Source organism: Bradyrhizobium sp. USDA 4461 (genome assembly GCF_054055655.1).
Genome location: NZ_JBSRXM010000001.1, coordinates 2,850,603 through 2,877,303, shown reverse-complemented (window position 1 = coordinate 2,877,303; position 26,701 = coordinate 2,850,603). Strand labels below are relative to the sequence as shown.

At 65.6% G+C, this 26,701-nt stretch carries 24 protein-coding genes; 10 read left to right on the top strand and 14 right to left on the bottom strand.

Annotated elements, in window-relative coordinates; genetic code table 11:
- Positions 1 to 46: 46 nt before the first annotated feature.
- Complete coding sequence (locus ACVINW_RS13405) at positions 47 to 3,514, bottom strand: acyl-[ACP]--phospholipid O-acyltransferase (RefSeq protein WP_456751730.1); 3,468 nt, start codon at positions 3,512 to 3,514, stop codon at positions 47 to 49.
- Between the two features lie 287 nt (positions 3,515 to 3,801).
- On the bottom strand, positions 3,802 to 4,059 hold the full coding sequence (locus ACVINW_RS13400; RefSeq protein WP_456751729.1) for a hypothetical protein: 258 nt from the start codon (positions 4,057 to 4,059) through the stop codon (positions 3,802 to 3,804).
- A 52-nt stretch (positions 4,060 to 4,111) separates the two neighbouring features.
- Between ACVINW_RS13400 and ACVINW_RS13395 the strand changes: the two genes are divergently transcribed.
- Positions 4,112 to 4,732, top strand: coding sequence for a TetR/AcrR family transcriptional regulator (locus ACVINW_RS13395; protein ID WP_456751728.1), 621 nt, complete (start codon positions 4,112 to 4,114; stop codon positions 4,730 to 4,732).
- On the opposite strand, the gene ACVINW_RS13390 is transcribed toward ACVINW_RS13395, so the two are convergent.
- From ACVINW_RS13390 to cobS, 7 genes are all read right to left on the bottom strand, one after another.
- The gene (locus ACVINW_RS13390; protein ID WP_456751727.1) at positions 4,733 to 5,152 is read right to left on the bottom strand and encodes a hypothetical protein; all 420 of its coding nucleotides are present in this window, start codon (positions 5,150 to 5,152) and stop codon (positions 4,733 to 4,735) included.
- Positions 5,153 to 5,379: 227 nt separating this feature from the next.
- Positions 5,380 to 6,480: an LLM class flavin-dependent oxidoreductase gene (locus ACVINW_RS13385; RefSeq protein ID WP_456751726.1), complete on the bottom strand. Its 1,101-nt coding sequence runs from the start codon at positions 6,478 to 6,480 to the stop codon at positions 5,380 to 5,382.
- A 187-nt stretch (positions 6,481 to 6,667) separates the two neighbouring features.
- On the bottom strand, positions 6,668 to 7,780 hold the full coding sequence (locus ACVINW_RS13380) for an NADH:flavin oxidoreductase/NADH oxidase (protein ID WP_456751725.1): 1,113 nt from the start codon (positions 7,778 to 7,780) through the stop codon (positions 6,668 to 6,670).
- Positions 7,781 to 7,915: 135 nt separating this feature from the next.
- Positions 7,916 to 9,010 (bottom strand): esterase-like activity of phytase family protein, encoded by a 1,095-nt coding sequence (locus ACVINW_RS13375; protein ID WP_456751724.1) that lies wholly within the window; start codon positions 9,008 to 9,010, stop codon positions 7,916 to 7,918.
- A 3-nt stretch (positions 9,011 to 9,013) separates the two neighbouring features.
- Positions 9,014 to 10,912 (bottom strand): cobaltochelatase subunit CobT, encoded by a 1,899-nt coding sequence (gene cobT, locus ACVINW_RS13370; RefSeq protein WP_456751723.1) that lies wholly within the window; start codon positions 10,910 to 10,912, stop codon positions 9,014 to 9,016.
- A complete protein-coding gene (locus ACVINW_RS13365) occupies positions 10,909 to 11,319 on the bottom strand; it encodes a GNAT family N-acetyltransferase (RefSeq protein WP_456751722.1) in 411 nt (136 codons plus the stop codon). The genes cobT and ACVINW_RS13365 overlap by 4 nt, the downstream gene beginning before the upstream one ends.
- Before the next feature lie 3 nt (positions 11,320 to 11,322).
- Complete coding sequence (gene cobS, locus ACVINW_RS13360; RefSeq protein WP_456751721.1) at positions 11,323 to 12,321, bottom strand: cobaltochelatase subunit CobS; 999 nt, start codon at positions 12,319 to 12,321, stop codon at positions 11,323 to 11,325.
- Positions 12,322 to 12,618: 297 nt separating this feature from the next.
- Here cobS and ACVINW_RS13355 point away from each other — a divergent pair, with 297 nt between their 5' ends.
- A complete protein-coding gene (locus tag ACVINW_RS13355; RefSeq protein WP_456751720.1) occupies positions 12,619 to 13,281 on the top strand; it encodes a DedA family protein in 663 nt (220 codons plus the stop codon).
- A 57-nt stretch (positions 13,282 to 13,338) separates the two neighbouring features.
- On the opposite strand, the gene ACVINW_RS13350 is transcribed toward ACVINW_RS13355, so the two are convergent.
- On the bottom strand, positions 13,339 to 14,562 hold the full coding sequence (locus tag ACVINW_RS13350) for a citrate/2-methylcitrate synthase (RefSeq protein ID WP_456751719.1): 1,224 nt from the start codon (positions 14,560 to 14,562) through the stop codon (positions 13,339 to 13,341).
- A 76-nt stretch (positions 14,563 to 14,638) separates the two neighbouring features.
- On the opposite strand from ACVINW_RS13350, the gene ACVINW_RS13345 reads away from it, so the two are divergent.
- Positions 14,639 to 15,733, top strand: coding sequence for a citrate synthase/methylcitrate synthase (locus tag ACVINW_RS13345; RefSeq protein ID WP_456751718.1), 1,095 nt, complete (start codon positions 14,639 to 14,641; stop codon positions 15,731 to 15,733).
- A gap of 165 nt (positions 15,734 to 15,898) precedes the next feature.
- On the opposite strand, the gene ACVINW_RS13340 is transcribed toward ACVINW_RS13345, so the two are convergent.
- Complete coding sequence (locus tag ACVINW_RS13340; RefSeq protein WP_456751717.1) at positions 15,899 to 16,534, bottom strand: J domain-containing protein; 636 nt, start codon at positions 16,532 to 16,534, stop codon at positions 15,899 to 15,901.
- Between the two features lie 109 nt (positions 16,535 to 16,643).
- Here ACVINW_RS13340 and ACVINW_RS13335 point away from each other — a divergent pair, with 109 nt between their 5' ends.
- Both ACVINW_RS13335 and ACVINW_RS13330 read left to right on the top strand, forming a co-directional pair.
- Positions 16,644 to 16,919, top strand: coding sequence for a BolA family protein (locus tag ACVINW_RS13335; protein WP_456751716.1), 276 nt, complete (start codon positions 16,644 to 16,646; stop codon positions 16,917 to 16,919).
- A gap of 122 nt (positions 16,920 to 17,041) precedes the next feature.
- Positions 17,042 to 17,491: a hypothetical protein gene (locus ACVINW_RS13330; RefSeq protein ID WP_456751715.1), complete on the top strand. Its 450-nt coding sequence runs from the start codon at positions 17,042 to 17,044 to the stop codon at positions 17,489 to 17,491.
- Positions 17,492 to 17,641: 150 nt separating this feature from the next.
- Here the strand turns inward: ACVINW_RS13330 and ACVINW_RS13325 are convergent, their stop codons facing one another.
- The 3 genes from ACVINW_RS13325 to ACVINW_RS13315 form a co-directional block, all read right to left on the bottom strand.
- Positions 17,642 to 18,949: an HlyC/CorC family transporter gene (locus tag ACVINW_RS13325; protein WP_456751714.1), complete on the bottom strand. Its 1,308-nt coding sequence runs from the start codon at positions 18,947 to 18,949 to the stop codon at positions 17,642 to 17,644.
- Positions 18,950 to 19,066: 117 nt separating this feature from the next.
- Positions 19,067 to 20,209, bottom strand: a complete 1,143-nt coding sequence (gene aroB / locus ACVINW_RS13320) for a 3-dehydroquinate synthase (protein WP_456751713.1) — start codon at positions 20,207 to 20,209, stop codon at positions 19,067 to 19,069.
- The gene (locus tag ACVINW_RS13315; protein WP_456751712.1) at positions 20,206 to 20,838 is read right to left on the bottom strand and encodes a shikimate kinase; all 633 of its coding nucleotides are present in this window, start codon (positions 20,836 to 20,838) and stop codon (positions 20,206 to 20,208) included. Before ACVINW_RS13315 ends, aroB begins: the two co-directional genes overlap by 4 nt.
- A gap of 145 nt (positions 20,839 to 20,983) precedes the next feature.
- On the opposite strand from ACVINW_RS13315, the gene ACVINW_RS13310 reads away from it, so the two are divergent.
- The 5 genes from ACVINW_RS13310 (at position 20,984) to ACVINW_RS13290 (ending at position 26,683) form a co-directional block, all read left to right on the top strand.
- Positions 20,984 to 21,130 carry a hypothetical protein gene (locus ACVINW_RS13310; RefSeq protein ID WP_021081569.1) on the top strand — a complete coding sequence of 49 codons (147 nt, stop codon included), beginning with the start codon at positions 20,984 to 20,986 and terminating at the stop codon, positions 21,128 to 21,130.
- Positions 21,131 to 21,146: 16 nt separating this feature from the next.
- On the top strand, positions 21,147 to 22,133 hold the full coding sequence (gene xerD / locus ACVINW_RS13305; RefSeq protein WP_456751711.1) for a site-specific tyrosine recombinase XerD: 987 nt from the start codon (positions 21,147 to 21,149) through the stop codon (positions 22,131 to 22,133).
- A 279-nt stretch (positions 22,134 to 22,412) separates the two neighbouring features.
- On the top strand, positions 22,413 to 23,375 hold the full coding sequence (locus tag ACVINW_RS13300; protein WP_456751710.1) for an acetyl-CoA carboxylase carboxyltransferase subunit alpha: 963 nt from the start codon (positions 22,413 to 22,415) through the stop codon (positions 23,373 to 23,375).
- A gap of 229 nt (positions 23,376 to 23,604) precedes the next feature.
- On the top strand, positions 23,605 to 25,071 hold the full coding sequence (locus tag ACVINW_RS13295; protein WP_456751709.1) for a L,D-transpeptidase family protein: 1,467 nt from the start codon (positions 23,605 to 23,607) through the stop codon (positions 25,069 to 25,071).
- Between the two features lie 457 nt (positions 25,072 to 25,528).
- On the top strand, positions 25,529 to 26,683 hold the full coding sequence (locus ACVINW_RS13290) for an iron-containing alcohol dehydrogenase (RefSeq protein ID WP_456751708.1): 1,155 nt from the start codon (positions 25,529 to 25,531) through the stop codon (positions 26,681 to 26,683).
- Positions 26,684 to 26,701: the final 18 nt, after the last annotated feature.

The following is a 26,701-nucleotide window of genomic DNA, read 5'->3' as shown; positions in this document are numbered from 1 at the left end:
GCACAACCATCATGCCGAGGCTCAAGCCAAAACTCAGGCCGAAGGCTCAAGCGACGTGTTGCTGACGCGCCTCCGGCTCGGCCTCGGCCGCGTCGGTCGTCTCATCCGCCTGCGGCGCCGGCACGGGCGCAGCGGCCGCAAGTTCCTTGGCCAAAGCAGTGGCGCCGACATAGTCGGTCTTGCCGGTGCCGAGCAGCGGCACCTTGTCGACGACGCGGATGTCGGCCGGCACCGCGAGCTCGGAGGCACCGGTGCTCTTGGCCTGGCGCTGCATCGCGGATCGGTCGGCGTCCTTTTGCGTGGTGAGCAGCACGATGCGCTCGCCCTTGCGCTGATCGGGCAGCGTGACCGCGACCGACATCGCCTGCGGCCACAGCGCGGTCGCCATCGCCTCGACCGCCGACAGCGAAACCATCTCGCCGGCGATCTTGGCGAAGCGCTTGGCGCGGCCCTTGATCGCGATGAAGCCCTGCGCGTCGACCGTGACGATGTCGCCGGTGTCGTGCCAGCCCTCGGGCAGCGGCTCCAGCACGCCGGGATTCTCGGCGCGGAGATAGCCGATCATCACGTTCGGGCCCTTCACCGACAGCCGGCCGCCCTCCGCGATGCCGGGAACCGGATCGAGGCGGTACTGCATCAAGGGCGAAATCCGGCCGACGGTGCCCTGGCGGTTGGCCATCGGCGTGTTCATCGCCAGCACCGGTGCGGTCTCGGTGACGCCGTAGCCCTCGAGGATGCGGATGCCGTAGCGCTCCATGTAGATCTGCCGCGTGCGCTCCTTCACCGCTTCCGCGCCGGCGATCACCAGCCGCAGCGTGCGGAAATCATAGGCATGCGCCGAGCGGGCGTAGCCGGTGAGGAAGGTGTCGGTGCCGAACAGGATGGTGGCGCCGGTCTGGTAGATCAGCTCGGGCACGATCCGGTAATGCAGCGGCGACGGATACATGAAGATCGGGATGCCGCCGAGGATCGGCATCATCATGCCGCCCGTGAGACCAAACGAGTGGAACACCGGCAGGACGTTGAACACCTTGTCGTTGGCGTTGGCATCGACCCGCGCCAGCGCCTGCGCCGCGTTGGCGAGGATGTTGCGGTGGGACAGCACGACGCCCTTCGGCGTGCCTTCCGAACCCGAGGTGAACAGGATGACCGCGGGATCGCTGGCATTGCGGGCGACGCGGGGCGCGATGCCGGCGCGGAAGCCCGCGATCTTGTCGGTGAGGCTGATGCCGCCGCGCACGTCTTCGAGATAGATCACGCGGGCCTGGCCGGCCATCGCCGCGATCAACTTGTCGAGCTTGCCCTTCTCGATGAAGGCCTGCGAGGTCAGCACGGTCTTCACCTGCGCCGCCTTCATCGCGGCCAGCACGTTGACCGGGCCGGCCGAGAAGTTGAGCATCGCGGGCACCCGGCCGATGGTCTGCAGCGCCATGAACACGACGGCGACGCCGGCCGAGTTCGGCAGCAGAACGCCGACATTCTCGCCCACTGAAGTCCCCTGCTCGAGCTTGCGGCTCAAGACCTGCGCGCCGAGGATCAGCTTGCGATAGGTCAGCTTGGTGCCGAGCGCGTCTTCAATGATCGGCTTGCCGGTGTCGCGGTCGCGATAGGCGTGGCCGAGGCCCTCGAACAGCGTCTGGTCGAGCATCGCGTTCTGCACCATGGCGTCGATCATGACGTCCTGAAGTGCGGCGCCGGCGGCGTTGCGGCGCGCCTTGCCTTTCAGCGACTGGTCGACCGGCAGCTTGACCGGCGGCAGGATCGAGATCGTCACCTTGGGAAACCAGGAGCGCTTGATCTCGCCGTTCTTGAGATAGCTGAGATGCGAGCGCTGCGCGCCCTCGATGCGGACCGGGACGACGACCGCGTCAGCCTTGTCGGCGATCATCGCGGTGCCGTCATAGACCTTCATCAGCGAGCCCGAAACCGTGATGCGGCCCTCCGGGAAGATCACCACCGGCTCACCGGCGGCAACCAGCTTGATCAGGTCGCGCGCGGCCAGCGGCTTCGACGGATCCATCGTGTAGTGCTTGATCATCTTCAGGAACGGCTTGGCCCACCACGCCTTGGCAATCCCGGTGTCGACCGCGAAGCTCGCGTCGATCGGCAAGGTGGCGTGCAGCAGCGGGCCATCGACCAGGCTGACATGGTTGGGCGCGATCAGCATCCGGGTGCCTGCAGGCGGCAGGTTCTCCATGCCGCGCACCTCGAGCCGGAACATCGCGCGGAACAGCAGCGCGCCGAAATCGCGCACGCCCTCCTTGCCCCACTTGTTCAGCACGAACCAGACGCTGCCGAAGCTCGCGATGCCGAGGCCGAAGAAGATCCAGGCGATCGGCAGTCCGACGGCTTGCAGGGCGCCGACGAACACCGCGCCGGCGACCATGAAGCCGGCCTGCAGGATGTTGCCGGCGGCGATGATGCGGGCGCGCTCGGACGGCGCGGTCCAGGCCTGCACGGCGGCAAACGCCGGCACCACGAACAGGCCGCCGCCGATGGCGAACAGGAAGAAGTCGGCCAGCATGCGGAAGCCACCGAGCGAGGTCGCGAACGCGGCCGCGGTGACGTCCTTGCCGAGCGACGTGGTGGCGATCGCAAGTGCGAGGTCGAGGCCGATCACGCCCATCACGATGGCACCGATCGGCACCAGCGCGATATTCGGGCGGACATGGCTCAGCTGGGCGGCGAACAGCGAGCCGGCGGCAATGCCGATCGCGAACACGGCGAGGCACAGCGTGACCACGCCCTCGGTGCCGCCGACGCCTTCCTTGATCAGAGCGGGCAGCAGCGACAGCACGATCGCGCCGACCATCCAGAACCACGACACGATCACCATGCCGTCCCACAGCCGCGGCTCGGCATAGAGCGACTTCAACAGCCGCACGGTCGAGGTCCAGGGATTCCTGGTGATCGGCAGATCAGGCGCGGACGGCTGCGTGACCGGGATGCGCGAGGCAAATCCCCAGGACAAGATCGACAGGCCCACAACGGCGGCGCAGATCCAGCCCATGTGGCTGGCGCCCGCGACGAACAGGCCACCCGCGATGGTGCCGATCAGGATCGCCATGAAGGTGGCGCCCTCGACCAGCGCGTTGCCAGTGGCGAGTTCGGACACCGACAGCTGGTCGGGCAGTACGGCATATTTCACCGGGCCGAACAGCGCGGCGACGGTGCCGAACAGCACCAGCGCGATGAACAGCAGCGGGATTGAATGCGTGAAAAAGCCGGCCGCGGCAAAGGCGGCGGCGAAGATCTCGAAGAATTTCAGGCGGCGCGCGACGATGGATTTGACATAGCGGTCGGCGAGCTCGCCACCGAGCGCCGACAGCACGAAGAACGGGAAGATGAACACCGCGCCCGCGAGCTGCACCAGCGCCGGTCCCTGCTCGTTGGCGACCCCATACAGCAGCATGATGACCAGCGCGTTCTTCAGCACGTTGTCGTTCAATGCCGAGCAGAACTGCGACCAGAACAGCGGCGCGAAGCGGCGGGACGTCATCAATTCCTTGATCATGACCGGTTCCTTGGGTTAGCGCGCAGGGCGCTGGCAGGTCTGCGAATTCGGGTGGCAGAGAATGCTGAGCGTGGTGAAAATGACGGAGATGCCGCAGCCTTTAGTCTGTTCCGCAACGTATCGGTTCGAATCGGGGCGGATCGGCCGCACCGGAACGCCGGGACAATGCCCGGCAGAAATGTACGAGACCTTATCCAGGGTTGTGGCCGGTCGACGGCGAAACGGACTCGCGAGGGACATGGTGAGTGCTTTGTTGAGGTTTCGGCGACAATTGCGGCCCGAACCCTTCAGGTCAGTTCACTCAAGCCGCGGAACGGCGACCAGCGGCAGCTGCGCTGCTTGCAACGACCACCGGTGACCATCGCCGGGCGCGGCGCGCGCCGATCGGCGCGCCGCTGCTCCAGGACGCCTGCGACGTCGCAGGCACGGGCGATCCGCTCGATCGGCGCCATCGCCAGGGCGAGGATGCCGCGGCCAAGGCCCTTCACGAGCTCGATCGCGTCATCGATAAGGGTGGTGGTCAGTTGAAGTGCTAGGGTCTGCATGTGAGTGGCCTCCTATGCCAACTTGAGCAACGCTCAAATTTGTAGCTAGAAAATGAACGTTGTTCAAGAAGAATCGCGACGAGACCGAAAAAAACTTCAGCGGCGCACTCTGCTGATCGAGATCGCGCGCCGGGTCATCTCGACTAAAGGTCTGAGATCATTGAAGGTTCGTGACGTTGCCGAAGCCGCCGGCTGCTCCATCGGCAGCGTCTATAACGAGTTCGGCGACTTCGATGGCCTGATCCTGACCGTGAACCGGGAAACCGTTCAGGCCCTGACCGCGCGGCTCAAGGCGGTCCCAACCGACGATCCGCTGCGCCAGCTACACGGGCTCGCCGACGCCTATCTCGGCTTCGCCACCGAGCACGCCAACCTGCTGCGTTCGCTGTTCGAGCACCGGATGGAGGACGACCGGCCGTTTCCGGAAGATATCCTGACGATGGTGATGGAGGCATTTGCGCTGATGCATGCGCCACTGGTGCGGCTATTGCCCGATCGCGATCCCGACGACGTCGCGCTGCTGTCGCGGATGATGTTCTCAGCGGTCCACGGCATCATCTCGCTGGGCCTCGAGGAGCGCATGGTCGCAGTGCCGCCGGAGCAGCTGCGCGAGCGCCTTGCGCAGTTCGTCGACACGCACCTTGCCGGACTCGGCGTATCGCGCGGCGACTAGCTACGCGCGCGCCCGCGCGATGGTGCCGGCGACGATCTGCATGGCGACGCCGAGCACCCAGCCGGCCATGATGGCTGCGGTCCAGCCGATATCCGGTTCGCTGCGCAGCACGACGACGCCGACCGAAAAGAACGCGACCATCGTCGCCAGGAACGTGCCGATCGCGCCGAGCAGCTCCGCCGCGTCGATCTTCCGCGTCGATGCGGCATCCTTCGGATGGAACAGCTTTGGCGGCGTATCGATGCCGAGATAGAAGCCGATCGCGCCGCCGAGCATCATGATCAGCAGGAACGCCTGCGAGGTCAGCGCCGATACGCTCGATCCGACATGGATGGCGACGAACAGACCGCTCGCAGCTCCCGCCAGGGCAAGGCCGAAGCGCTCCAGGACATGGGCAAATTTTCTGACGCGGCTGCGCATTGCTCTGCCTCATCAATGAATTGCACCGCTGTCAGGCTAGGCCTTTTCGCAGCATCGCGATAGTCGCTCGCCACTCACATGACTGCGACCAGGCGGCGCTTCGCGGTTGCTGCAGGCCGCAGCAACCGTAACGAACCGCGCGACGTATTCCATCTGTGCGCGACGCCGACTGCCCGCCACAACCTGAAGCACGGGGCAGCGTTGCCGCTGCCTCGCATCGCTCAGGTCTACGCCGCGCGGCCGACCGAGGCATCGAGATGCTTCAGCTTCGGCAGCACCTCGTGCTTCAGCAGCCGCAGCGAGTTGTGCCAGGCCTCGGGCTTGTGCTTGTAATCGAAGCCGAACACCAGCAGCACGCCGAAACCGCCGACCTCCCGGTAGATTGTCTCGATCTTCTCGGTAACCGTCGCGGGCGAGCCGACGATCCAGTTGTTGCGGGCGCAATACTCGACGGTGACGTCGCTGTCCGGCACGTCGGGCGAAGCTTTCAGATAATCCTTGAAACCAAAATGGCCGAGCAGCGGCAGGAAGTACTCGCCCATCATCCGGCCCATCATGTCGCCGGTCGAAAGCTTCCACGCCTCTTCGTCGGTGTCGGCGACGAACACCTCGCGCACCATCCGCCAGTCCTTGCGGCTTGGCTTGCGGCCGGTCTTGGCGGCACCGGCTTCCACCGACTCCCAGTGGCTGCCGACGTAGGCCGGGTTGAGGTTGAGGCTCATCGGAATGAAGCCGCGCTCGCCGGCGAGCTTCAGCGTGTCGGAATTCTTCGATAGGCCTGCGACGCCGATCGGCGGATGCGGCGCTTGCTGGGGCCTGATGTGGGGTTTGAGGAAATCGAACATCGTGTCCGGCTTGGTCACCGTCCAGAACTTGCCCTTGTGGGTCCACGGCGCCGGCTCGGTCCACATCTTCAGGATGATCTCGAGCGCCTCGCGGGTCATGTCGCGGTTCTGGCCCGACATGCCGTCGACATTGAACATCGCCCAGTCGCTCGGCAGCCCCGAAGCCGCGACGCCGAAATTGAGCCGACCGTTCGAGAGATGGTCGAGCATCGCGACGCGGTTGGCGAGCTCGGCCGGGTGATGATACGGCAGCAGGAAGCCGCCGGGCCCGATGCGGATGTTCTTGGTCTGCAGCAGCGCCTGCGCGATTAAGAGGTCGGGCGACGGATGCGGCTCCCACGGCGCCGTGTGGTGCTCGCCGATCCAGGCTTCCTGATAGCCGAGCTCATCGAGCCAGCGCAGCACCTGCAGATCCCAGTCGTGGCCCTCCTTCAATCCGCACTCCGGCGGATGCGACGGCATCGCGAAATATCCGAGTTCCATGGGTTTCCTCTCTTTGTTCGAAGCGTGTCTTGCGCACGCGCGCAGAGAGTAGCTGCCCCGGCTGCGGCAGGACAATGGCCAGATGAATCACATCGTCATTCCGGGGCAATGCGCAGCATTGAACCCGGAATCTCGAGATTCCGGGTCTGGTGCTGACGCACCATCCCGGAATGACGAGGGAGTAATCCTAGCGCGCCCCGAACGTGGTCTTGCCGAACAGCGCCTTCTGCGTCGAAGGCTGCGAGCGCCAATATTGCGGCGGCGCGCTCACCTCGCCACCGAGCTCGGCAGCGGCATGCCAGCCCCAGCGCGGGTCGTAGAGCATGCCGCGGGCGAGCGCGACCATGTCGGCCTTGCCGGTGGAGACGATCTCCTCCGCCTGCCTGGCTTCCGTGATCAGGCCGACCGCCATCGTGGTGACGCCGGTCGCCTCCTTCACCGCCTGTGCCGCCGGCACCTGGTAGCCCGGACCGAGCGGAATCTTCTGCAGCGGCGAGACGCCGCCGGACGAGACATCCATCCAGTCGACGCCGCGCTTTTTCAATTCCTTTGCAAATTCGATGGTCTGCGCGAGGTCCCAGGCGCCTTCGACCCAGTCGGTCGCCGACACCCGCATGCCGATCGGCTTGTGATCCGGGAATACGGCGCGCACCGCGTCGAACACTTCCAGCGGGAAGCGCATGCGGTTCTCGAGCGAGCCGCCATAGCGGTCGGTCCGCTTGTTGGCGATCGGCGACAGGAACTGGTGCAGCAGATAACCGTGCGCGCCGTGCAATTCGAGCGCGTCGATGCCGAGGCGGTCGGCGCGCTTCGCCGACGCGACAAAGGCCTCGCGAATGCGCTTCAGACCGGCATCGTCGAGCGCCACCGGCGCCGCCTCGCTCTCCTTGTGCGGGACAGCGGACGGCCCGACCGTCTGCCAGCCGCCCTCGGCGATCGGGATCAGTTGCCCGCCCTCCCAGGGCCGCTGGCTCGAGGCCTTGCGGCCGGCATGCGCGAGCTGCATCGCGACCGCGGCCTCCGAGTGCTTGCGCACCGAGGCCATGATCGGCTTCAGCGCCGCCTCGTTGGCATCGCTATAGAGGCCGAGGCAACCCGGCGTGATCCGCCCGATATCCTCGACATGGGTGGCCTCGATGCAGAACATCGCGGCGCCCGACAGCGCCAGCATGTTGATGTGGGTGAAATGCCAATCATTGGCCGAGCCATCGTCGGCCGAATACTGGCACATCGGCGAGACCATGATGCGGTTGGAAAGCTTGAGGCTGCGCAGTTCGATCGGGGAAAACAGGGCGCTCATGCGGGGACATCCGGGACCGGGAAAGGACCCGGCTAAGATAGAGGGCGCGGCCGAGATCACCAACTGTCGGGGACGCCGGGCAGGCTACGACGCAGATCAGCAATGCGATAGCGCCGCCCCTTGAGGCGCGGCACCTCACTCCAGCAGCGTGAACTGCAGCAGCAGGTTGCGCTGGATCAGCGAGAAATTGTCGTCGGAGATCAAGGTCAGCACGGTCTCGCCCTCGTCGGTGACATGGGCGTCGATGCCTTCCATGTTGTCGATCTCGTTGCCGAGATCGGCGTTGAAGATCGCAGGTCCGTCGACCACGGCGCCGGGCGCGATGTCGGACAGCGCGAGGCGGCGGATGCGGATGCCGACGCCGCCGAGCCAGGAGAATTTCCGCTCCAGGATCAACAGATCGCCTGACGGCAGCAACACCGCGTCGCTGATATCGAAATTCTCGGTGCGACGAACGCTGAACTGGCCCGGCGTTCTGCCGCCGACCAGAAAGGCGATCAAATTGCCGCTCGCGTCGAGCCCGCGCTCCGAGAACGCGATCAGCGTGCCTGCCAACGGCTGGGCCTTCGACAAGGCCTTGGGTACGAAGACCAGCGCCTCCAGCCCCTTGTTGTTGGGAAGCTTGCGCGCCGCCGGCGGCAGCGGCACCACCTCGCCGCGCGAGCGGGTAAACCCCTTGGCGAAATCGTAGCGCAGCACCTGGTTGACCCGCTCGAGCCCGACATAGGCAAACGAGCCGTCGAGCGCGAGCGATTCCGAATCGTACCAGCCACGAGTCGCGGTGATCGGCCTGCCGTCGGCACCTAACAGCGGCGCAGCCTCGACATCGTCCAGCCCGGCCATGTCGCGGCCGCGATAGACGATGCGGCCGGTGAACCAGGTCCCCTGGTCGCTGACCGCGATGAAGCGCTCGCCCTTGGCATCGAGCCGCAGCGCGGAGAGGCCGCCGAAGCCGGAGAATGACGAGGTCAGAATAAGACCGCTGCGATATTCCAGCGCGCCGAACTTGACCCGCGCGCGATCGCGGATATCGAACGACGGCAACGGCCGCGCGTTGACTTCGATCGCGACGGGCTCGTCGACGCGATGCCGGCCCGGCCTGCCTGATGGTCCCGGAGTCAGTGGCGGCTGGGTCGCGCTCTGTGCCAAGGCAAGATGCGGCAGCGCGGCGGCCGACAGCCCCGCCGCCACACCTCTCAGGATATGGCGGCGGCTAGGGAGTGAGCGCATGTCTCACGAGTGCAGGCGGCGCCGGCTGCCCGGTGCAGGCGCCGAGCCGTGGGTCTCGCTGAACAGCTCGGCGAGCTTTTCGGTGATCGCGCCGCCGAGCTCTTCGGCATCGACAATGGTGACGGCGCGACGATAGTAGCGCGTGACGTCATGACCGATGCCGATCGCGATCAATTCGACCGGCGAGCGGGTCTCGATCTCCTCGATGATGTGGCGCAGATGCCGCTCGAGGTAATTGCCGGGATTGACCGACAGCGTGGAATCGTCCACCGGCGCGCCGTCGGAGATCATCATCAGGATGCGGCGCTGCTCGGGACGCGCAAGCAGACGCTTGTGCGCCCAGTCGAGCGCCTCGCCGTCGATGTTCTCCTTGAGCAGGCCTTCGCGCATCATCAGGCCGAGATTCTTCCGCGCACGACGCCATGGTGCGTCGGCCGATTTGTAGATGATGTGCCTGAGATCGTTGAGGCGGCCGGGATTGGCCGGCTTGCCCGCGGCAAGCCACGCCTCGCGCGACTGGCCGCCCTTCCAGGCGCGGGTGGTGAAGCCCAGAATCTCGACCTTGACGCCACAACGCTCCAGCGTGCGCGCCAGGATGTCGGCGCAGGTGGCGGCAACGGTGATCGGCCGGCCGCGCATCGAGCCTGAGTTGTCGAGCAGCAGCGTCACCACGGTGTCGCGGAAGGTCGCCTCCTTCTCATGCATGAAGGACAGCGGGTGATAGGGATCGGTGACGACGCGCGACAGCCGCGCCGGATCGAGGATGCCTTCCTCGAGATCGAAATCCCAGGCGCGGTTCTGCTGCGCCATCAGGCGGCGCTGGAGACGGTTGGCGAGCCGCGCCACGATGCCCTGCAGATGCGCGAGCTGCTTGTCGAGATAGGAGCGCAGCCGTTCCAGCTCGTCGTGGTCGCAGAGATCCTCGGCCGCGATCACCTCGTCGAACTTCGGCGCAAATGCATGATATTCCGGACCGCGCGGCTCGTTCTGACCGCGCGAATTCGGCCGCGTCGCCTCGCCAGGCGTCTCGTCGTCGCCGAGCTCGCCGTCGTCGAACGTATCCGACGTCGAGGCCTGCGCGCTCTCCATCGCGCTTTCGCTCATCTCGTCAGCGGTGGTCTGCGCCTGGTCGGCGCTCATCTCCTGCGCGGCGTCGGAATCGGGCGAGCCTTCGGCGCCGGACTGATCGTTCTCGCCGTCCTGGTTCTCGTCCTGGTCCTCGTCGTCGTCGGAATCCATGTTGCGATCGTCGCCGAGATCGAGCGCCGACAAGAGATCGTGGACGAGGTCGCCGAATCTCGCCTGGTCCTCGGCGAAGCGGCTGAGCTTGTCGAGCCGCGAGCCGATCTTGTCCTCGAGCGTCGGACGCCAGAGATCGACCATCTTCTTGGCGGCCGCGGGCGGCGCCAAGCCGGTGAGGCGCTCGCGCACCAGCATCGCCAGCGCGTCCGACAGCGGCGCATCGGCGCGGTCGGTGATCTCGTCATACTTGCCGCGGTGGAAATGATCGTCGAGCATCGCGGTGAGGTTCTTGGCGACGCCCGCCATCCGGCGCGAGCCGAGCGCCTCGACGCGCGCCTGCTCGACCGCCTCGAACACGCCGCGCGCCTGCGGATTGCCCGGCATCAGCTTGCGATGCACCTTGGGATCATGACAGGCGATCTTGAGCGCGATCGAATCGGCGTGGCCGCGCACGATCGCGGCATCGCGCTTGGTCATCTTGCGCGCCGGTTCGGGCAGCCGCGCCTTGCCGGGCGCGAGCCCCGGCCGCTCGGCGGCGAAGGAGACCTCGAGCTCCGGCTTCTTGGCGATCGCCTTCAGGCACGCCGACACCGAGCGCTTGAACGGCTCGGTCGGCGCTTCCTTCGATCCGGGACGGAATTTGATGTTGGAGGTTGTCATAGCGATTTCGTAAACCAGTGGCGCGTGACGCCGCCGGGATACCCCTCAATCGAACCGAACTCTTTATATCCGTTGGCGCGGTAGAAGCCCGGCGCCTGGAAGCTCATCGTATCCAGATAGGATCGCGCCGCTCCGAAGCGCCGCGCCTCGTCTTCGATCGCCTTGATCAGCTTCGCGCCAAAACCCTTGTTGCGAAACTTCTGCTCCATCCAGAACAACTGGATGAACAACACCGCGGTCCAGACCTCGCCGACGATGCCGCCGACGATCTCGTCGCCTTGCCGCAGCGAGATGGCGAAGCGCTTGTACTTCTGCTTCCCCATCTTCTCGTTGTTGTAACGGAGCAATCCGCCGAGCACCGCCTTCTTCGTCTGTGTGACTGTGCGCTCGACGGAGATGTTCGGCATGGATTAGCTGAGCGCCACGTTGACCGAGGATTCCGCCAGCTCGACGTTGAAGCAGCGCTGGTAGAACTCGGCGACCAGCGGCCGCTCCAGCTCGTCACACTTGTTGAGGAAGGTGACGCGGAACGCGAAGCCGATGTCGTTGAAGATGTCGGCGTTCTCGGCCCAGGTGATCACCGTGCGCGGGCTCATCACCGTCGACAAATCGCCGTTGGCGAACGCATTGCGGGTGAGATCCGCGAGCCGCACCATCTTGTTGACGATGTCGCGGCCTTCCTGGGTGCGATAGTGCTTCGCCTTGGCCAGCACGATCTCCACCTCCTCGTCATGGGCGAGGTAGTTCAGCGTGGTGACGATCGACCAGCGGTCCATCTGGCCCTGGTTGATCTGCTGGGTGCCGTGATAGAGGCCCGAGGTGTCGCCGAGGCCGACCGTGTTGGCGGTCGAGAACAGGCGGAACGCCGGATGCGGCTTGATCACCTTGTTCTGGTCGAGCAGCGTCAGGCGGCCCGAGACTTCCAGCACGCGCTGGATCACGAACATCACGTCCGGGCGGCCGGCGTCGTATTCGTCGAACACCAGCGCGATGTTGTGCTGCAGCGCCCAGGGCAGGATGCCGTCACGGAATTCGGTGACCTGCTTGCCTTCCTTGACCACGATGGCGTCCTTGCCGACCAGATCGATACGGCTGATGTGGCTGTCGAGGTTGACGCGGACGCAGGGCCAGTTGAGGCGGGCCGCAACCTGCTCGATGTGGGTCGACTTGCCGGTGCCGTGATAGCCGGTGACCATCACCCGGCGGTTCTTGGCGAAGCCGGCGAGGATCGCGAGCGTGGTGGCGCGGTCGAAGCGATAGTCCGGATCGGTCTCCGGCACATGCGGGTCGACTTCCGAATAGGCCGGAACTTCCAGATCGCTATCGATCCCGAAGACCTGCCGGACCGACACCTTCATGTCGGGCAAGCCGACGGGTTCTTGTTCTTTGGTCTGGACGGCGGTCGTCATTCATCCTCCGAGGTCCCGGGCATTCCCGAAACCAGATTGTAGGTCATTTGGCTGCGGATGGGGTGCTGCGCACAAGCCTAGCAGAGAGCAACGGCTGGCAGAAGCCCGCGGGCAAATCAAAGTTTCATTGGTCTATCATAAAGATAGGAACGAAACTCGATTTTTGGAAGGCTGCCCTGCAAATCCCGCCGTACTTTCGCCGCAGCGCCACGGCGGCCTGCCCTGCCGGGCACTTTTCAGCCCGGCGGGGAGTTGTTAGCTCTCGAAGCCGTTTTATCACCGCCGCATGGGATTTTTGTGACTTCATTCCTTGACCCCCTGATCGCCTTCGTCTCGGCCCATGCCTGGCTCGCCTATCTGACGCTGTTTCTGGCCGCCCTGCTGGAAGCTGTCCCGGTGGTCGGCTCGCTGGTGCCAGGTTCGACCATCATCCTGGCGCTGAGCGCGCTGGTGCCGGGCGGCGAATTGAAGCTGGTGCCAGTTCTGGCCGCCGCGGCCTGCGGCGCCATGCTCGGCGACGGCACCGCCTATCTGATCGGCTACCGCAGCCAGCGCGAGATCCTCTCCGCCTGGCCGCTCTCCAACTATCCGCGGGTGGTCGCGCAGAGCGAGGCCTTCTTCAACCGCTGGGGGGTGCTCGCGGTATTCTTCGCCCGGTTCGTGCCGCCGATTCGCGCCTTCGTGCCGATCACCGCCGGCGCGCTCGACATGCCGCCTCAGCGCTTCTACGCCGTCAACATCCCCGCAATCCTGCTCTGGGCGCCGGCGCATGTGCTGCCCGGCGTGCTCGCGGTCACTGCGCTGCACGACTATGCCGGCCTGCCGCATCATCAACATGTCGGCAAGCATCTCTGGATGTTTGCGGTCGCCGGCGGCGCGGTCATCCTGGCGCTTGCGATCTGGACCATTCGCCGCCGCCACGGCGGCGGCCTGATCGAACCGTCCAAGCCGGCAGAATAGCTTTTATTTGAGCATGATCTGCTCGGAAAACCGGCCTCCACTTTTCCGGATCATGCTCTAGATACTATTGGTCGAAGCGGCCCGCCCGGGTGCCGGTCCGACATAGCGCGCGCGGGGCCTGATCAGCTTGCCGAGTTGAAGCTGCTCGCTGGCATGCGCAATCCAGCCGACATTGCGAGCCATCGCAAACAGCGCGAGCTCGCTGCCTGCGGGCATCCGCAGGGCTTGCACCAGTACCGCCAGCGCATAGTCGATGTTGACGAATTCGCCAGTCGCCTCCGCGATCCGCTCCGGCACCTCCCTGGTGAATTTGCGCGGCGCGCCGGCCCGCGTCAGCGCTTCGAGCAGCGAGATCGCGCGCGGATCGCCCTTCTTGTAGACGCCGTGTCCGAAGCCGGCGAAGCGCTCGCCGAGCGCGACCCGCTCGCGAACCACCGGCGCAACGTCATTGTCGATCATCGTCCTGACCAGGCGCGAGGCGAGCACGCCGGCGCCACCATGCATCGGCCCCTTCAGCGCAACGAGACCTGCGATCACGGCGTCATACAGATTGAGTCCGGTCGACGCCGCGCAGCGCGCGGTGAAGGTCGAGGCATTCAATTCGTGATCGGCGAGCAGCACCAGCGCGCGGCGAATCAGATCCGGTGCGTGCTTGTTGTCGGGCGTCCAGACCCGAGCCACCTGCTCGTGGAGCGGGTCCGCCGATGGCGCGGCGTTCAGCATGGTCGCGACCAAGAGCCGCAAGATGCGGCCGCCGACCATCGCGCGGCCGTCGGGCGCGCGGGTGAAGGCGCCGGGATCGGCACTCGCCGCCAGCGCCAGCACGGCCACCGTGCGGTCGATCGGCTGGGCGCGGCGCGCGGCCTCGGCGATCAAGCGCATCTCGTCCGAGACATGCGGACAATTGTCCGAGGCAAACGGATCGACGTCGGTGACATCCCAGAGCAGCGTCGCGGTGTGCTCCAGCGTATCCCGCTCGGCAAGATCGACGCAGTTCACGCCGCGATAGATCGGGCCCTGCTCGGTGATGGTCGCGATCGCCGAATCCATCACCGGCAAATCGGCATCGAAATTGCGAAAGCCGCGCGGCTCCGGCGACGGCACGCGGCGTTCCTTCAGGCCCCTGATGTCCTCGGCGCGGTAGCGGTGGCTGCGCGAATCCGGCGACGGCTCGGAGCGGATCAGGCCACGACTGACATAGGCGTAGAGGGTCGCCGGCGAGATCGCGAGCTCGGCGGCGGCCTCGCGGGCGGAGAGGTAGAGCTCGGCGGATTTTTTCATATTGATTTATATAATCAAGATTGATCAACTCGTCGAGAGGCCCGACCTTCGAGGCGTGAAGCAAGGAGATCGGGTCATGAACATGATTGTCACCAAGAGCCAGATCGGTCTGGACGGCGTTCCCGCCGCCGAGACCGTGTTGAGCCATGTCGACGGCGAGCGCGGCGAATTGATCATCGCCGGCGAGCACGTCGCGAGCCTCGCCGGCACGTCGAGCTTCGAGGCCGTCACGGCGCGGCTGTGGAACGGCGCCACCGGCAAGTCGCTGAGCGAGGCCAATGTCCGCTCAAGCCTCGGCGCCGCCCGCGAACGCGCCTTCGCTCGCCTGCCGGACCTGCTGCCGGCGACCCGCGGCATGTCTATTGTCGACGGCTTCCGCGCCGCGATCGCCGGCCTGCGCAGCGAGAACGGGCTGGAGCACGAGGCGACCATTGTCGGCGCCTTCCCGGTGATCGCGGGTGCGCTGGTGCAGCAAGCCAAGGGACACGCCCCGATCGCGCCCGATCCGAATGTCAGCCACGCCGCCGACACGCTGCACATGCTGCTGGGCCGCAAGGCCGCGCCGCGCGAGATCACAGCGCTTGACGCCTATCTCGTCACGGTCTGCGATCACGGCATGAATGCGTCGACCTTCACGACACGGGTGATCGCATCGACCCAGGCCGATCTGTTCGCGGCCATCACCGGCGGCTATTGCGCGCTGACCGGCCCGCTGCATGGCGGCGCGCCGGAGCCGGTGCTGGAGATGCTGGATGCGATCGGCACACGCGAGCGAATCAAGCCCTGGGTCGACGGCGCACTGGCGCATGGCGAACGGTTGATGGGCTTCGGCCATCGCGTCTACCGCGTGCGCGACCCGCGCGCCGACGTGCTCAAGGTCGCGATCGAACGCCTCGAGGCAAACGGGGCCGACCTGCCGTTTGCAGCAGAGGTCGAGGCCTATATCCGCGAGGCGCTGCAGAAGAAGAATCCGGAGCGGCCGCTGGAGACCAATGTCGAGTTCTTCACCGCGATCCTGCTCGACGGGCTGGAAATCCCGCGGCAGGCGTTCACGCCGATCTTCGCGGTGGCCCGCGCCGCCGGCTGGACCGCGCACGCGCTGGAGCAGCGCCGCACCGGCCGCCTGATCCGGCCGAGTTCGTCCTATGTCGGGGCGGTGCCGAAGGGCTGAGAGCCAACCGCGAACCGTAGCCCGGATGGAGCGCAGCGAAATCCGGGAGCGGTGTGACCGCGGTTAGAGGGGTCCCGGATTACGCTTCGCTTCATCCGGGCTACAAAACCGCACCGTTGGACGACGGCGGAGCCACCCACTCACAGGGGCGACGACGGTGATGGCTTACGCCTCGCGCACCACGGTCTTCAGATAATTATACGCCTTGATGATCTCGATCAGGCGATCCTCGGTGGAGCGGTCGCCGCCATTGGCGTCGGGGTGGTGCTGCTTGACCAGCGCCTTGTACTTCGACTTGACGTCGTCCAGCGTCGCGCCGGCACCGAGCCCCATCACCATCAGTGCCTTGCGCTCGGCGTTCATGACCTTGCGGGTCTCGGGCTTGGGCTCCGCGCCGCCCGGGCCGGGCCGCCAACGGCCGCGGCCGTTGAGTTCGGAGAACACGTGGAACGGATCGGAGGCGGCATCGAGACCGCTCTCCTTCTTGCCGTTGTTGGCGCCCATCTTCCAGGTCGGCCGATGACCGGTCAGCGCGTCCTTCTGGTAGCGCGCGACGTCGTCAGGATTCATGCCCTGGAAGAAGTTATAGGACTGGTTGTATTCGCGGACATGGTCGAGACAGAAGTGCCAATACTCGCGCGAATTCTCGCGGCCCTTCGGGGCGCGGTGCGCACCCTTGTTCTGGCAACCCGCCCACTCGCAGGTCACGGCCTGCTCGCCGGCCTGCGCCTGGCGCTTCGCACTCACCTTGGTCGGCTTGATGCGAATGGAGTCGAAGAATTTTGATGAATCGATCGGCATGTTCTCTTTGACTACGCAATGCACAAATCTTCAAGTCTTGACATTGCGCAGACCTCGTTTCCCGCTAGCACCATTGACGAAAAGCCGTCGCGAACCTAACTCCGCCGCCATGAGCACCAAAGACGCTATCATAAACAAGTTGCGTGAAGCTTTCTTGCCGGAAAGCCTCGACGTCGTCGATGAGTCACATCTGCATGAAGGCCACGCCGGCCACAGGCCAGGCGGGGAGACGCATTTCAGGGTATATATTGTGTCTCCGGCCTTCGAAGGGAAGAGCCGGATCGAACGCCATCGCATGATAAATGCGACGCTGGCGCCGGAACTCGCCGGCTCGGTGCATGCGCTGGCGATCCATGCCCACGGCCCCGGGGAAAAGCCGCGCTAGCTCGCGCTTGCCGCAAGACGAAGCAGCGGTTTTCCGTTATGAGGATGATACCTCCGGCGATGGACCTGCTCCCGATGCGAGCAGGGAAACCACGGGTCGCCACGCATGATATGGGGCCGTTGATGATCCCTTGCTGGCCACGTTTCCGGTCGATCGTCACCGCTGCCGGCCTGCTCCTGATCTGTGCGATGCGCCCGGCCTCGGCGCTGGATATGCCGAGCCCGTTCGTCCAGGAGGTGCTGATCAAGAGCATCCTGGTGTCGCTCAACGATGCGGTGGCCGCCAACAATTTCACCGTATTCCACGCCAAGATATCGAAACCGTTCCGCGACCAGTTTTCGCCGGACAAGCTGAAGACCATCTTCAAGGACCTGGTCGACAAGCACGCGGTGTTCGACGCCGTGGTCGCCAAGCCGATCACGCTCGATGAGGACGCCAAGATCGACGACAAGGGCGTGTTGCGGCTGAAAGGCCATTTCGACACCAGGCCCAAGCAGGTGAAGTACCAGCTCGGCTTCATCCCCTCCGACGGCGCGTGGAAGCTGTCGGGCATCTCGATCGATATCGAGTAGGCCGACGGCTTCGTTCAACCCGTCATCCTGAGGAGCCGCGAAGCGGCGTCTCGAAGGATGCACGGCCACCAGCCGGGCCGTCGACCCTTCGAGACGCCGCTGCGCGGCTCCTCAGGGTGACGGAGAGAGGCTTGCGTGTGCTGTACCCGCCTAGAACGCTGTCCCTGCCCGCTTCGGCTTCTTCTCCTCCAGCTCGGCCTCGCGCGGCACGGCTGTGATGCGCAGCGCGGTGATGCGGTTGCGCTCGCGGCGGAGCACGCGGAAGCGGAAGCCGTGGAAGGTGAAGCTCTGGCCGCGCTCCGGGATCGAGCGCGCCTCGTGAATCACGAGGCCGGCGACCGTGGTCGCCTCCTCGTCCGGCAGGCGCCAGTCCATCGCGCGGTTGAGGTCGCGGATCGGCACCGAGCCGTCGACCACGACCGAGCCGTCCGGCTGGGCGCGGACACCGGCGACGACGATGTCGTGCTCGTCGGAGATGTCGCCGACGATCTCCTCCAGGATGTCCTCCAGCGTCACCATGCCTTCGACCTCGCCATACTCGTCGACCACGAGGGCGAAGTGGGTCTTGCGGCGGCGGAACGCCTTCAGCTGCTCGGAGACCGGGCGCATCTCCGGCACGAACCAGGGCGGCAGCGCGATCGCCGAGGCATCGATCGCGGACATGTCGCCCTCATTGGCGCGGATCGCGCGCAGCAGGTCCTTGGCGTGCAACACGCCGACGATGTTCTCGGGCTTCTCCCGCCATAGCGGGATGCGGGTGTATTCGCTGGCCAGCACCTCGCGCACCAGCTCCTCGGGCGGCAGGTCGGCGTTGACCATGGTCATCTCGGTGCGATGGACCATCACGTCGGAGACCTGCAACTCGCTGAGGTCCAGCAAACCTCCGAGCATGTCGCGGTCCTGCTTCTCGACCTTGCCCTCGTGATGCAAGAGATCGACCGCGCCGCGCAGACGTTCGGTCGGCGACAGCACCGCCTGATGCGCGCCGACCTTGATGCCGAGCAGCTTCATCAGCGCCAGCACGATGGCCTCGATGATGGTGAGCAACGGCCCCAGCACGAAGATCGTCAGCCGCATCGGCCGCGCGACCAAGAGCGAGATGCGGTCGGGCGCGTTGATCGCGATGGTCTTGGGCAGCACCTCGGCGAATACCACGACCATTACAGTCATCACAGCGGTGGCATAGAGCACGCCGACATCGCCGAACCAGGCGGTGAACACGCCCGTTGCCAGCGCCGAGGCGCCGATATTGGCAATGTTGTTGCCGAGCAGCAGCGCGCCGATCATCCGCTCGCGCATGTTGAACAGTTTCGAGACCACTCCGGCATCGGTGTTGCCCTGCTTCGACAGCCGCAGCATGCTGGCGCGCGAGGCGCCGGTCAGCGCCGTCTCACTCGCCGCGAAGAACGCCGAGATCAAGAGACAGAGCAACACGATCGAGAAGGTCAACCATCCCACTGAAATGATCCGTGGCTAGAGCATGATCCGGAAAAGTGTGCAGCGCTTTTCCGAAAAGATCATGCTCGAATCAAGCAGACAGAGCGGGGTGACGATTCGAAGAAGAGTCATCCCGCTCTAGGCCTTGAGCTTGGCTTGCAGGAAGTCGCGCACCGGCTGCGGCTCGACATTGTTGGCAATCACGGCGCGGCCGACCGCTTCCAGCAGAATGAAAGTGAGCTTGCCGCGCTTGACCTTCTTGTCCTGCGCCATCAGCGCCAGCAATGCGTCGGCATCGACAAGGCCTTCCTGCGTAAAGCCTGCGATATCCTGCAGGCGCGTCGGCAACCCTACCGCGGAAAGATGACGCGCGATGCGGGTCGCATCGTCGGACGAGATCATCCCGAGCTGCGCCGAGAATTCCGCTGCCAGCACCATGCCGACCGAGACGCCCTCGCCGTGGAACAGGCGATCGGAGAAGCCGGTCGCGGCTTCCAGCGCATGGCCGAAAGTGTGGCCGAGATTGAGCAGCGCACGTTCGCCGGTCTCGCGCTCGTCGCGGGAGACGACGCCGGCCTTGGCGCGGCAGGAGGTGGCGATCGCGTGCTCGCGCCCGGCGCCGCCCCCGAAGATGTCGGCGTGATTCTTCTCCAGCCAGGCGAAGAACGCTTCGTCGCCGAGGATGCCGTATTTCGCGACCTCGGCGTAGCCGGCGCGGAACTGGCGCGGCGACAGCGTATCGAGCACCGAGGTGTCGGCGATGACCAGCACCGGCTGATGGAAGGCACCGATCAAATTCTTGCCCTGCGGCGAGTTGATGCCGGTCTTGCCGCCGACCGAGGAATCGACCTGCGCCAGCAGCGAGGTCGGCACCTGCACGAAATCGACGCCGCGGCGCAGGATCGCGGCCGCGAAGCCGGCAAGATCGCCGACCACGCCGCCGCCCAGCGCGATCACCAGATCGTTGCGCTCGATCTTCGCCGCGATCAGCGCCTCGCTGACCTGCGTCAGCGTCGCGTAGCTCTTCGAGCCCTCGCCCTCCTCGACGACGATCTGCGATGTCGGCACGCCCGCGGCCTTAAGCGACGCTTCGGTCGGCTCCAGCCAGTGCTTGGCGACGGTGCGGTCGGTGACAATAGCGGTGCGCACGCCGGGCCGCAGCGCCGCGACGCGTTCGCCGAGCGAGGCCAGCACGTCGCGGCCGATGACAATGTCATAGGCACGGTCGCCGAGCGCGACGTCGACGGTAACGGAGGCGGAGTGTTTCAAGGGCGCAGTCATGAGGTCGCGTTCAATCCATCAGGTGGCGGCCCGCCGGCCGGACGCACGCCGCACAGATGCGCATGCAGGGCCGCGAGGCATTCGTCGACGATGCGATCGTGCGGCACGTCGCGCGAGGCAATCGTCAGGTCGGCATTCTTGTAGACCGGCTCGCGCTCGCTGAGCAGCCGGTTGACGGTCGCCTCCGGGTCGGCGGTCTGCAGCAGCGGACGGTCGGCGCGGCGGCGGACCCGGCGCATGATGATATCACTGTCGGCCTTGAGCCAGATCGAGATCGCGCGGTCGCGGATCCGGTTGCGGGTCTCATCGCGCATGAAGGCGCCGCCGCCGGTCGCCAGCACGACCGGGCCGCTGTCGAGGATGCGGGCGATCACCCGCGCCTCGCCGTCGCGGAAATAGGGCTCGCCATGGGTTTCGAAGATTTCCGGGATCGTCATGCGGGCCGCCGCCTCGATCTCGGTGTCGGCATCGGCAAAGGGCAGCTTGAGCCGCGCCGCCATCCGCCGGCCGATGGTCGACTTGCCGGCCCCCATCATGCCGACCAGCACGATCGACCGCAGCCCCAGCGCGGCCGCGATATCGGCCTCCAGGGTCGGGTGGGTGGGTGCCGGTACGGCTGCGTCGGACATCAAAAAGCTCGGATATTGGGACGAATTGTTTGGAATTCGAGCCACCTATACTACCCCCGGCGATACCGTTACCAGCGACTCTTGCAACCGCGCGGGGAACATGTTGGATGATTTCATTGGTTAATTCGCCGCCCGAGTCGCCTCTATGCCCAGCCTGTTCCGCTTCCTGACGGTCGTCGCCGTGATTTTCGGGATCGGGTACGGCATCGTCTTCGCGCTGGCGAATTTCGTGCAGCCGAAACCGCGGGAAATGACCGTGACCATTCCGCCCGATAAGTTCCTCAAGAAATAGCCGCTATGATTCCGGCATGCCAGCCAAGGTTCAGACCAAGCCGCCTGCCAAGTCCTCCGACGCCAAACTGACCGCGTTGTTCCTCGACATGCTCGCCGCGGAACAGGGCGCAGGCCTCAACACGCTCGACGCCTACCGGCGCGACCTCACCGATTTCTCCGGTTACCTCGCCCATGCCGGCGCCGATTTCACCACTGCCGACACCGAGGCGCTGCGCGGCTACCTCGCCGACCTCGATACCAGGGGCTTCAAGTCGACCAGCGTGGCGCGGCGGCTGTCGGCGATGCGGCATCTCTACCGCTTCCTGCTCAACGAGCAGGTCCGAGCCGACGATCCCGCCGCGATCCTGTCCGGGCCGAAGCGCGGCCGCGGCCTGCCCAAAGTGCTGTCGATCGCCGACGTCGACCGCATGCTGACCCGTGCCAAGGAACTGACCCGGACCGATGTCTCGCCGGCGCAACGGCTGCGCGCGCTGCGGCTGTATTGCCTGCTCGAAGTGCTCTACGCCACCGGCCTGCGCGTCTCCGAGCTGGTGTCGCTGCCGGTCTCCGCGGCGCGGCGCGATGCGCGGATGATCGTGGTGCGCGGCAAGGGCAACAAGGAGCGGCTGGTGCCGCTGAACGAGGCCTCGCGCCAGGCGATGGCGGACTACCTCGCCGCGTTGGAGGTGATGCAGCCGAAGGCGAAGAAGGCAGCAGCATCGAAATGGCTGTTTCCGTCCTCCGGCGAGAGCGGCCATTTGACCCGGCAGCATTTTGCCCGCGACCTGAAGGAGCTTGCGGCGGCTTCCGGCCTTGCGCCCCGGCTGGTCTCCCCGCACGTGTTACGTCATGCGTTCGCCAGCCATCTGCTGCACAATGGCGCGGATTTGCGCATCGTGCAGACCCTGCTCGGCCATACCGATATCTCGACCACCCAAATCTATACCCATGTGGTCGAGGAGCGGCTGAAGAGCCTGGTCCGCGACCTGCATCCGCTGGCGGAAACGTCGCAGGCCCCGTAGCCCGGATGAAGCGCAGCGCAATCCGGGACAGACCATCCGTAGCCCGATCTACCCCGGATTACGCTTCGCTCCATCCGGGCTACGAGCGTTGGAGACCTCGATACCTTCACCTGATCCGCCTTGACTTCCGCGCCGTCTCCGCAGAAAGAGCGTGGCCTGCCTGCGATCCCGAAGCGTGCATTCCGCTGAATGCGCGTTAACCGATTGAAGTTACAAAACTTCTCTTGTCACCGCCGAATCCGCTTCGCCCCTCGCATTGTTCCTCCCTATATTAAGTTGATGCCCGACCCGATGCGCAGCTATCTCGACTTCGAAAAACCCGTCGCCGAGCTTGAATCCAAGATCGACGAGTTGCGCACGCTTGCCGCCAGCGGCAGCGACATCGGTGACGAGGTCGCGCGGATCGAGGACAAGGCGGCGCAGGCGCTGACCGACCTCTATGCCAATCTGACACCGTGGCAGAAGACGCTGGTGGCGCGGCATCCGCAGCGGCCGCACTTCACCGATTTCGTCAGTGGCCTGATCACCGAATTCACGCCGATGGCCGGCGACCGCAAATTCGCCGACGACGAGGCGCTGATCGGCGGCTTCGGCCGCTTCCGCGGCGAGAGCATCTGCGTGGTCGGCCAGGAGAAGGGCGCCACCACCGACAGCCGCATCAAGCACAATTTCGGCATGGCGCGCCCCGAAGGCTACCGCAAGGCGGTGCGCCTGATGGAGATGGCCGATCGCTTCGGCATCCCGGTGCTGTCGATCGTCGATTCCGCCGGCGCCTATCCCGGCATCGGCGCGGAGGAGCGCGGCCAGGCCGAGGCGATCGCGCGCTCGACCGACGCCTGCCTGTCACTCGGCGTGCCCAATGTCGCGATCGTCACCGGCGAGGGCATGTCGGGCGGCGCGATCGCGATCACCACCGCCAACCGCGTCCTGATGATGGAGCACGCGATCTACAGCGTGATCTCGCCGGAGGCGGCCTCCTCGATCCTGTGGCGCGACGGCAGCAAGGCGCAGGAAGCCGCCAACAGCATGAAGATCACCGCGCAGGACATGCTGCGCTTCGGCGTGATCGACCAAATCCTCAAGGAGCCCTCCGGCGGCGCGCATCGCGACCCCGCCGCGATGATCGCGACCACCGGCGACGCGATCGCCCAGGCACTCAACGACCTACGAAATCTTGATCCGGACGCGATTCGCAAACAGCGGCGCCAGAAGTTCCTCGATATCGGCCGCAAGCTGGGCTGAGGCGCCCAAACGGCCGGATTTTTCGCCCAAATCGACCAATTTTGCCGCAATTGGGCCCCGAGCCGGGTCTTTAACGTTCCTTGAACCATGCCTGCTACCGTGAAGGCTGTCAGCCCCGGTTCAGGTTGCGAGCAGGGGTGGTCGAAGGCTAATATTTTACACAATGGCTTCAGGGCATATTCGCCGTGTTGGGGTCGCGAAAATCGCCCGGTGGGTGTGGAGCTCGGACTTGACTCATCGCACGCTCGTACGCGCGCTTCTGACTTCGGCAGTCCTCGCCGCGGGCGTCATGCTCGCCGGTTGTGACAGCGACCAGATCTCGCTCGCCCAGAACGCCAAGGCCAACCAGCCGGTCCCGCCAAAGCTCGTCGCCGCCATGGCCGAGAAGGACATGGATCTGCAGTCGCCGATCCTGGTCCGCCTGTTCAAGCAGGAGGCCGAGCTCGAGGTCTGGAAGCAGACCCGATCCGGCCAGTTCGCGCTGCTCAAGACCTATCCGATCTGCCGCTGGTCGGGCGACCTCGGCCCCAAGGTCCGCGAAGGCGACCGCCAGGCGCCGGAAGGATTCTATTCCATCAACCCGAGCCAGATGAATCCGCAGTCGGCCTACTATCTCTCGTTCAACACCGGCTATCCCAACGCCTTCGACAAGGCGCTCGGCCGAACCGGCTCGGAGCTGATGGTGCATGGCGACTGCTCGTCGCGCGGCTGCTACGCGATGACCGACGAGCAGATCGCCGAGATCTACTCGCTCGGTCGCGAATCCTTCTTCGGCGGCCAGAAGGCGTTCCAGTTCCAGGCCTATCCGTTCCGGATGACGCCGGTGAACATGGCCAAGCACCGCAACAACCCGAACATGCCTTTCTGGAAGATGATCAAGGAAGGCAATGATCATTTCGAGGTGACGAAGCAGGAGCCGAAGGTCGACTTCTGCGAGAAGAAATACGTGTTCGATGCGGTGAAGCCGCCGGATGCGACCCGCGATCCGGTGTTCAACGCGTCGGCGAAGTGCCCGGCCTATGTGATCCCCGAGGAGATCACGAGCGCGGTGCGCGAGAAGCAGCAGCGCGACGACGCCGAGATCGCCAAGCTGGTGTCCAAGGGCACGCCGGTGGCGCGCCTCAACACCGGCATCGACGGCGGCATGAACGCGATCTTCGCCTCCAAGATTCCGGAAGGAAACACCGGCCTGTCCGAAGGTGGTGACAGCCAGGCGCTGGCCTCGATGGCGCTGGCGCGCGCGCCCGGCACGATCCCAGGCACGGTCAATCCGCCGCGGCCCAATCTCGCGGTCCAGCAGGAAGAGCCGGTGGTGGCGACGACCTCCTCGACCGCACCTGCGGCCAACACCCGCGTCGCTTCGGCGAATGCGTCCGACAAGTCCGAAGGCTTCTTCTCGAGCTTTGCCCGCAAGGTCGGCATCGGCGGCGCCACCGCCGACGCCAGCAAGGCGACCGCGCCGGCGCCAGCCGCTGCCACGCCCGCCAAGCCGAAGGTCGCCGAAGCCAAGCCGCAATCGGTGGTTCGCGTCGCCCCGAAGGCGGAGCCGAAGCAAGCCGCCAAGCCCGCGCCGAAGCCGCAGGCGACCGACACCGCAGCCGCCGCACCGGCTCCGACCTCGTCGACCCAGCTCGCCGGCTCCGCACCTGTCGTTCAGACCAACTCGTTCGACACCCGCTTCTCCGCGGTGAAGTAAGCGCGGCCCGGCTTCGGCGCGTTTTGTCTCGCGACATGTTCTGTCCGAGCTTCCTTCTGCTCACTTCATGAACAAGGCGCAGGGCAACTAAACGCAAGACTCGGACTCAATCGGCCGCGAGATTGCGGGTCTATGATCCTCAAGCGAGCACCACATATTCGATGTCGTCCCGGGCAAGCCAACGGGTCGGCGCGAAGCGCCGCCCGATGACAGGCTCCGCGCGACCCGTGACCCATAACCACCAATGACAATTGCTTGGCCAGCGCGGGGGCCACAGCTCACTTCAACAACACCACCCTGTGGTTATGGGTCCCTGCTTTCGCAGGGACGACAGCGGAATAGGCGGCGCGATCGTGCAACCACGCGCAGGAGCACTGATGACGGCCCCGATTTCCTCCGCTAACCTCTCCGCACAGAACCGCCAGCAAGGCGGACCGGATTGAGGGAGGAGACCCGCGTGCACCAAGGCCGTGTCGTATTCGGCGCCATGGAGGAGGTCGTGTTCGGGCGGCCCGCTTGTGAGGCCATCGTCGAGCAACTGGACCGGCTCGGCGCCGCGCGCGCCTTCCTGATGGTGTCGGGCACGCTGAACCGCGGCACCGATGAGATCGAGAAGATCCGCCGCGCGCTCGGCCCACGCTGCGTCGGCACCTTCGACAGGATGCCGGCACATACGCCGCGCGCCGCTGTCATCGCGGCCACGGAGCAGGCCCGCGCTGCGAAGGCCGATCTGATCGTCACTATCGGCGGCGGCTCGATCACCGACGGCGCCAAGGCGGTGCAGCTCTGCCTTGCCAACGACGTCACCACATCCGACGGCATCGACACGATCCGCACCCGCGGCGGCGTCTCGCCCGAAATGAAGCCGCCCGTCGTGCGCCAGATCAGCGTGCCGACCACGATCGCCGGGGGCGAGTTCTCCTCGATCGCCGGCGTCACCAACGAGGCCAAGCGGCAGAAGGAGATGCTGCGCCATCCGCTGGTGATGCCGCGCGCCACCATCCTCGATCCGGAATTGTCGGTGCACACGCCGGAATGGTTGTTCCTGTCGACCGGTATCCGCGCTGTCGATCATTGCGTCGAGGGCATCTGCTCGCGCGAGGCGCATCCCTATGGCGATGCGCAGGCGCTGAAGGGGCTCGAGATGCTGGCGGCCGGCCTGCCGCGCGTGAAGGCCAATCCGAAGGACATCTCGGCGCGGATGGATTGCCAGATCGGCACCTGGCTCTCGACCGGCCCGCTTGCATCGGGCGTACCGATGGGCGCGAGCCACGGCATCGGCTATGTGCTCGGCGCCGAGTTCGACGTGCCGCATGGCTACACCTCATGCGTGATGCTGCCCGCGGTGATGCGCTGGAACAAGCGCGACAATGCCGACCGTCAGGCGCTGGTCGCCGCCGCGATGGGGCATCCCGGCAAGGACGCCGGCGACGTGCTCGACCGCTTGATCCGCGACCTCGGCATGCCGCGCAGCCTGCGTGAGGTGCACGTCGGCCCCCAACATTTCGATCGCATCGCTGCGGGTGCGATGCGCACGCCCTGGGTGCCACGCAATCCGCGCAAGATCGACGATCCGTCAGAGGTTCGCGAGATTCTGGAGATGGCGGCTTAAGGCAAAGATTGAGGGGGA

Coding starts and splice junctions, on each gene's coding strand:
- ACVINW_RS13375 (WP_456751724.1), bottom strand. CDS start 9,010: ATGCGCTCACTCCCTAGCCGCCGCCATATCCTGAGAGGTGTGGCGGCG.
- aroB (WP_456751713.1), bottom strand. CDS start 20,209: ATGACTGCGCCCTTGAAACACTCCGCCTCCGTTACCGTCGACGTCGCG.
- cobS (WP_456751721.1), bottom strand. CDS start 12,321: ATGACGACCGCCGTCCAGACCAAAGAACAAGAACCCGTCGGCTTGCCC.
- xerD (WP_456751711.1), top strand. CDS start 21,147: ATGCCAGCCAAGGTTCAGACCAAGCCGCCTGCCAAGTCCTCCGACGCC.
- ACVINW_RS13310 (WP_021081569.1), top strand. CDS start 20,984: ATGCCCAGCCTGTTCCGCTTCCTGACGGTCGTCGCCGTGATTTTCGGG.
- ACVINW_RS13400 (WP_456751729.1), bottom strand. CDS start 4,059: ATGCAGACCCTAGCACTTCAACTGACCACCACCCTTATCGATGACGCG.
- ACVINW_RS13395 (WP_456751728.1), top strand. CDS start 4,112: ATGAACGTTGTTCAAGAAGAATCGCGACGAGACCGAAAAAAACTTCAG.
- ACVINW_RS13330 (WP_456751715.1), top strand. CDS start 17,042: ATGATCCCTTGCTGGCCACGTTTCCGGTCGATCGTCACCGCTGCCGGC.
- ACVINW_RS13380 (WP_456751725.1), bottom strand. CDS start 7,780: ATGAGCGCCCTGTTTTCCCCGATCGAACTGCGCAGCCTCAAGCTTTCC.
- ACVINW_RS13365 (WP_456751722.1), bottom strand. CDS start 11,319: ATGCCGAACATCTCCGTCGAGCGCACAGTCACACAGACGAAGAAGGCG.
- cobT (WP_456751723.1), bottom strand. CDS start 10,912: ATGACAACCTCCAACATCAAATTCCGTCCCGGATCGAAGGAAGCGCCG.
- ACVINW_RS13340 (WP_456751717.1), bottom strand. CDS start 16,534: ATGCCGATCGATTCATCAAAATTCTTCGACTCCATTCGCATCAAGCCG.
- ACVINW_RS13405 (WP_456751730.1), bottom strand. CDS start 3,514: ATGATCAAGGAATTGATGACGTCCCGCCGCTTCGCGCCGCTGTTCTGG.
- ACVINW_RS13335 (WP_456751716.1), top strand. CDS start 16,644: ATGAGCACCAAAGACGCTATCATAAACAAGTTGCGTGAAGCTTTCTTG.
- ACVINW_RS13345 (WP_456751718.1), top strand. CDS start 14,639: ATGAACATGATTGTCACCAAGAGCCAGATCGGTCTGGACGGCGTTCCC.
- ACVINW_RS13385 (WP_456751726.1), bottom strand. CDS start 6,480: ATGGAACTCGGATATTTCGCGATGCCGTCGCATCCGCCGGAGTGCGGA.
- ACVINW_RS13350 (WP_456751719.1), bottom strand. CDS start 14,562: ATGAAAAAATCCGCCGAGCTCTACCTCTCCGCCCGCGAGGCCGCCGCC.
- ACVINW_RS13300 (WP_456751710.1), top strand. CDS start 22,413: ATGCCCGACCCGATGCGCAGCTATCTCGACTTCGAAAAACCCGTCGCC.
- ACVINW_RS13390 (WP_456751727.1), bottom strand. CDS start 5,152: ATGCGCAGCCGCGTCAGAAAATTTGCCCATGTCCTGGAGCGCTTCGGC.
- ACVINW_RS13315 (WP_456751712.1), bottom strand. CDS start 20,838: ATGTCCGACGCAGCCGTACCGGCACCCACCCACCCGACCCTGGAGGCC.